This window comes from Streptococcus sp. 1559 (assembly GCF_013276735.1).
Classification (GTDB): Bacteria; Bacillota; Bacilli; order Lactobacillales; family Streptococcaceae; genus Streptococcus; species Streptococcus pseudopneumoniae.
This window is the reverse complement of sequence record NZ_VMLO01000066.1, coordinates 1-5,565: the sequence shown is the minus strand read 5'-3', so window position 1 is coordinate 5,565 and position 5,565 is coordinate 1. Positions and strand designations below refer to the sequence as shown.

General features: G+C 39.5%; 6 protein-coding genes. 3 read left to right on the top strand and 3 right to left on the bottom strand.

All coding sequences use genetic code 11. The annotated features are described in order from the left end of the window. The first annotated feature begins 78 nt into the window (after positions 1 to 78). Both HT688_RS08315 and deoD read left to right on the top strand, forming a co-directional pair. Positions 79 to 588, top strand: a complete 510-nt coding sequence (locus HT688_RS08315; RefSeq protein WP_029713529.1) for a thiol-activated cytolysin C-terminal domain-containing protein — start codon at positions 79 to 81, stop codon at positions 586 to 588. Positions 589 to 1,348: 760 nt separating this feature from the next. Beyond that, complete coding sequence (deoD, locus tag HT688_RS08310) at positions 1,349 to 2,059, top strand: purine-nucleoside phosphorylase (RefSeq protein WP_000022090.1); 711 nt, start codon at positions 1,349 to 1,351, stop codon at positions 2,057 to 2,059. Between the two features lie 94 nt (positions 2,060 to 2,153). Here deoD and HT688_RS08305 read toward each other — a convergent pair whose 3' ends face one another. From HT688_RS08305 to coaA, 3 genes are all read right to left on the bottom strand, one after another. Then, the gene (locus tag HT688_RS08305) at positions 2,154 to 2,666 is read right to left on the bottom strand and encodes a DNA topology modulation protein (RefSeq protein ID WP_000684199.1); all 513 of its coding nucleotides are present in this window, start codon (positions 2,664 to 2,666) and stop codon (positions 2,154 to 2,156) included. A 52-nt stretch (positions 2,667 to 2,718) separates the two neighbouring features. Next, entirely contained in the window at positions 2,719 to 2,955 is a 237-nt protein-coding gene (rpsT, locus tag HT688_RS08300; protein WP_001274000.1) for a 30S ribosomal protein S20, read from the bottom strand. A 67-nt stretch (positions 2,956 to 3,022) separates the two neighbouring features. Next, the gene (gene coaA, locus HT688_RS08295; RefSeq protein ID WP_050207876.1) at positions 3,023 to 3,943 is read right to left on the bottom strand and encodes a type I pantothenate kinase; all 921 of its coding nucleotides are present in this window, start codon (positions 3,941 to 3,943) and stop codon (positions 3,023 to 3,025) included. Between the two features lie 203 nt (positions 3,944 to 4,146). Here coaA and HT688_RS08290 point away from each other — a divergent pair, with 203 nt between their 5' ends. Next, positions 4,147 to 5,313, top strand: a complete 1,167-nt coding sequence (locus tag HT688_RS08290; protein WP_172923697.1) for an IS30 family transposase — start codon at positions 4,147 to 4,149, stop codon at positions 5,311 to 5,313. Positions 5,314 to 5,565 lie beyond the last annotated feature (252 nt).

The following is a 5,565-nucleotide window of genomic DNA, read 5'->3' as shown; positions in this document are numbered from 1 at the left end:
CGGGTGGTTATGACTTTATATGATGAAAAAGGGAAAGAAGTTGCTAGACAGTATGTTGCTAAACTTGACGGAACGAGCTTGGATGTTCAATTAAATGGGAAATTGGGACGCCGTGTTCGTGTGCAACTACGTAAGAACAATCAAGCCCTCAGTCTTGCAGAAGTAGAAGTTTTCCGCTTTATCGCTACGAATGGTGAGACGGCGACACAAGTTTCTAAGCCAGTTCAACCAATCAGTCAAACGCCTGTGAAAGACAAAACATTGACAATTCAACATAGTGGAGCTTATATTGCCCGCTACTCTATAACTTGGGAAGAAGTTACAGTAGACAAAGATGGAAACCAAGTTGTTCGTAGTCGTTCTTGGGAAGGAAACGGTCGCAACCAGACTGCAGGTTTTGTCCTCAACCTCCCAATCAAAGGAAACATGAGAAATCTGCGAATTAAGATTGAGAAAAAGACAGGTCTACTATGGAATAGATGGCAAACAATCTATGAAAACAGACCAATTTTAGCTCAACCCCACCGTAAAATTACCCATTGGGGAACAACATTAAATTCTAAGATTTCTGATGACGATGTCTTGTAAAAAATCCTACTATTCAAGAATGAGATGATTTAGTTTATAAGAAAGTACTACCTGAGCTTGAATAGAACTCAGGTAGCTATCTGTGAGAGAACAAAATTAAACAGAAAGGTATAGTGAGGTGTTCTAATTTGAACATGAGCGGAAAAACTTTTCTAAAAACTTAGAAAGGAAGGGGAGTTCGGGTTTGAATTGAATCCGATCTACTCTTCTCAATATTATCAAAATTAAGAAAGAAAGGAATTGAACCCATCATAAAAGCAGTGGGAAAAAGATAGTTGGTCTAGCGAGCATCGCTCACTGCGCCCCACTCCTATTTTCCCTTTGGCTTTTTAACGGGTTTGGTATCTTTCTCAATATAAAATATAAAAAAGAAAGGTAGAGCGCGTGTTTTGATTTGAACACGAGCGGAAAACTTTTCTAAAAACTCAGAAGAGAAGGGGAGTTCGGGTTTGAATTGAAGCCGTTCTAATCTTCTCAATATCATCAAAATTAAGAAAGGAATTGACCCCACCCTAAAAGCAGTGGGAAAAAGATAGTTGGTCTAGCGAGCATCGCTCACTGCGCCCAACTCCTATTTTCCCTTTGCTTTTTGACGGGTTTGGTATCTTTCTCAATATAAAATAAAGAAAGGTAGAGCGTGTGTTCTGATTTGAACACGAGCGGAAAACTTGGAAAATAGATAATCTGACTGAAAAATCAGGATTTCTCGTCAGATTCCTAATTTTCAGTCGTTTTCTTGTCGCTCTTTGTATCATAAATTATGTCTATCCATATTGCTGCTCAGCAGGGTGAAATTGCTGATAAAATTCTTCTTCCAGGGGATCCTCTTCGTGCGAAATTTATTGCGGAGAATTTCCTTGAAGATGCTGTTTGTTTTAACGAAGTGCGTAACATGTTTGGTTACACTGGTACTTACAAGGGTCACCGTGTATCTGTTATGGGAACTGGGATGGGAATGCCATCTATTTCGATTTATGCGCGTGAGTTAATTGTTGACTACGGAGTGAAAAAATTGATTCGTGTGGGAACTGCAGGATCTTTGAATGCAGATGTCCACGTACGTGAATTGGTTTTGGCGCAGGCAGCTGCAACCAACTCTAACATCATCCGCAATGACTGGCCACAGTACGATTTCCCACAAATCGCTAGCTTTGATTTGCTAGATAAGGCTTATCATATTGCCAAAAATCTCGGTATGACAACCCACGTTGGGAACGTTTTGTCATCTGATGTCTTTTATTCAAACTACTTTGAAAAGAACATCGAGCTTGGTAAATGGGGAGTCAAGGCTGTGGAAATGGAAGCAGCAGCACTTTACTATCTGGCAGCCCAACACCATGTTGACGCGCTAGCTATTATGACAATCTCTGATAGCTTGGTTAATCCAGATGAGGACACGACTGCAGAAGAACGTCAAAATACCTTCACCGATATGATGAAGGTTGGATTAGAAACCTTGATTGCTGAATAAAAGAGAACACAAAAGGAAGACTTTCTGGATGAAAATCTTCCTTTTTTAGTCATTCAGTCCATACTGTGACCTTAATGAAATGTTGCTCTACCGTCTATTTTTTAAGAGATTGCAAAAAACAATCAATCTCTGCTTGAGAATGGAGAATACGCATCTTTTCTGGGTAAGTATTGTTTAAATATTGGTATCTATCCTTAGCATTTTTTGTTCGACCATCCCAGAGAATCCAACGAATAAATTCCCAGTTGAATTGCTCGGGGCATCCCTTAGCCATGCTTTCTCTCACTTTTCCTCTGTATTTTAAATAGCGCTTAAAGGCTCTTAGCAAACAATTCCAAGCAGAGAAGTTTAAAAAGATGATTTGGTTAGCTTCCTGCATTCTTTCTTCGTAATAACACCAAGAATAATTACCATCGATGACCCAAGCTTCATGCTTGGTGAGAAAATTTTTCATCTCGGTTAACATCCAATCACGGTCACTGTCTTGCCAACCAGGTTGAAATTGGAGTGTGTCCATATGAAGTTTTGGGATGGAGTAGTAGAGAGATAACTTTTCAGCTAGCGTTGACTTACCAGCACCAGAATATCCGATAATTGCAATTTTCATTTTCTACCTTTTCCTATTTGGAGACAAAAAAACAGCCTCTATGGACTGTTTCTTATTTAGCAAGTTTAGCTGAAAGACGAGCTTTATCGCGGCTTGCTTTGTTTTTGTGAATCAAACCTTTAGTTTCTGCTTTATCGATAGCTGAGCTAGCAGCACGGAAAAGTTCTTCAGATGGGTTTGCTTCGAAAGCTTTGATAGCAGTACGCATAGCTGATTTTTGAGCTGAGTTCTTTTCGTTTTGTTTAACGTTCAATTCAGCGCGTTTGATAGCTGATTTAATGTTTGCCAATGTTCTTACCTCCATATTTACTAACTATACCATTATATCTGAAAACTTACGTTTTGACAAGGGAAAATTATTTTTTTAAGTAAATTTCATCGATTTCATGGTTCTTTGTTTTATGAAGAATCACTTCTGCACGATTTCTAGTTGGTTCAATATAATTTTGTAGATTTGTGAGATTGATACTGGTCCAGACCTGATGGGCAAAGGATTCCACTTCCCCAATCGGCATTTGTGTAAAACGATAATAGTAGCTATCAGGGTCGTTTTGGGCTAGGCTCAGGATTTTCAAGAAACGGTCTAGATACCAACTCTCGATGTCATCAACTGAAGCATCAACATAGATGGAAAAGTCAAAGAAGTCAGTAATATAGAGACGCTCGTTTTGTGGATTTTGAAAGACGTTAATCCCCTCGACAATCACAAAGTCAGCAGCTTTTACTCGTTGTTTTGCTTCAGGGACGATGTCATAGACTTCATGAGAGTAGACAGGAATATCCACATCTTGTCCATTTTTGATGCAGTCCAAGAAGTTGAGAAGAGCTTCCATATCATAGCTTTCAGGAAATCCCTTACGATTTAAAATCCCTTGTTCAATCAAGGTCTGGTTGGGATAGAGAAAGCCGTCAGTTGTTACCAACTCAACCCTAGCATCTGTAAGTGTACGGGACAGTAGGATTTGAAGTAGGCGACTGGTTGTGGATTTTCCAACGGCAACACTCCCAGAAACCCCAATGATAAAAGGCTGGGATTTGCTTTCACGTTGAAGGAAAATCCCTTTTGAAAAGGCCAAATCATCCTTGGTACGCTTGTAAATCTGGATGAGATGGGCTAGGGGGAGATAGACATCGGTAACATCCTGCAAGCTAATCTGGTCATTAAAACTCTTGATGGATTCTAATTCCTCTTCTGTCAAAGGAGGTGTCGTCTTTCGATGTAAAGATTGCCAAGTCTGGCGACTGATTTTTTCAAAATGTAAAAATTCGTTGGTCATTTGTTTTCCCCTAGATATTTTGTCTATCATACCATAAAAAGTTAAAAAAATAAAGCGGTTTCTTGAATGTGGTAAGTCAATAGTATATAATGGTAACTTCTCAAAGTAACTTCCACTTACCTAACCGAAGTGGAAATTAGTCTAAAACGGATTTTTATGGTGGAATTAAGTGTGAGACGTTTGAGTTAGAAATGAGGTCTACTATGACAAAACATAAACATCTTACCCTTTCCGACCGTAATGATATCCAACTGGGCTTAGAGCGCGGTGAAACCTTCAAAGCTATCGGGCAACTTGTTCTAAAAGACCCAACTACTGTTTCTAAAGAAGTCAAACGAAACAGACAAGTCCGAGAGTCTACATGCAATAATCTTCCTTGCCCTCTACTCGACAAAGCTCCCTTTGTCTGTAATGGATGTCCTAAAAGAAGACAAAACTGTGGCTATCAGAAAATCTTCTACCTCGCTAAACAAGCTCAAAAACAGTACGAACAAACTCTTGTTGAAGCTCGTGAAGGAACTCCCCTCAATTCCAAGACCTTCTGGGAAATGGACAAAGTCATTTCTGATGGGGTTAAAAAGGGACAACACATCTATCATATCCTCAAAACTCATAACCTTGATGTCAGCTCCTCAACCGTCTATCGACACATCCGAAAAGGATACCTATCTATCGCTCCTATTGACCTAGCCAGAGCCGTTAAATTCAAAGAAAGACGGAAAACTAAGCTACCTTCCATCCCTAAAGAAGCTAAAAAAGGCCGTTCCTATGAGGATTTCCTAAATTATTTAACCCTTAATCAACTAGACTCTTGGCTGGAAATGGATACGGTTATGGGCAGAATGGGAGGTAAAGTCCTACTCACCTTCAATCTCTCTTTCTGTAACTTTATCTTCGCTAGACTTCTGGATAATAAAACTGCCCTTGAGGTTACCAAACACCTCTATGACATCAAGAACACTCTTCACCAAGCTGATAAAGATTTCTGTCAACTCTTTCCTGTCATCCTGACAGATAATGGTGGAGAGTTTGCCAGGGTTGATGATATCGAAATGGATGTGCGAGGAGAGAGTAAACTCTTCTTTTGTGACCCTAATCGCTCTGACCAGAAAGGGAGAATTGAGAAAAATCACACGCTGATTCGCGACATTCTGCCTAAAGGAACTTCTTTTGACAATTTAACTCAAGAGGAAATCAATCTCGTCTGTTCGCATGTCAACAGTGTCAAACGCGCTGCTTTGAATGGAAAGTCAGCCTATGAACTCTTTGCCTTTACTTACGGAGAAGAAATTCCTAAACTTCTAGGTATTTCTAAAATACCTGCAGAAGACGTCTGTCAGTCGTCTAAATTACTCCAACATAAGTTCTAAAAACTAACCTTTAACCACATTCAAACGTCTCACACTAACTTCCACCATAGCGGAACTTAATCTGAAACGCTTTCAGATGAGGGGATTTTGTGCGCTCTTTTTTTCTATTCATTTTGGCTACAAAAGCAATAAAATCAAGCATTAGTAAAACCAGTGGAACTTACCCTGACACGGATTTCCACTGGTTTTTACAATTTTTATCAGACTAACTTCCACTTCTACTAGCGGTGGAACTTAGTTTGGGAATTTACC

Coding starts and splice junctions, on each gene's coding strand:
- deoD (WP_000022090.1), top strand. CDS start 1,349: ATGTCTATCCATATTGCTGCTCAGCAGGGTGAAATTGCTGATAAAATT.
- HT688_RS08305 (WP_000684199.1), bottom strand. CDS start 2,666: ATGAAAATTGCAATTATCGGATATTCTGGTGCTGGTAAGTCAACGCTA.
- coaA (WP_050207876.1), bottom strand. CDS start 3,943: ATGACCAACGAATTTTTACATTTTGAAAAAATCAGTCGCCAGACTTGG.
- HT688_RS08290 (WP_172923697.1), top strand. CDS start 4,147: ATGACAAAACATAAACATCTTACCCTTTCCGACCGTAATGATATCCAA.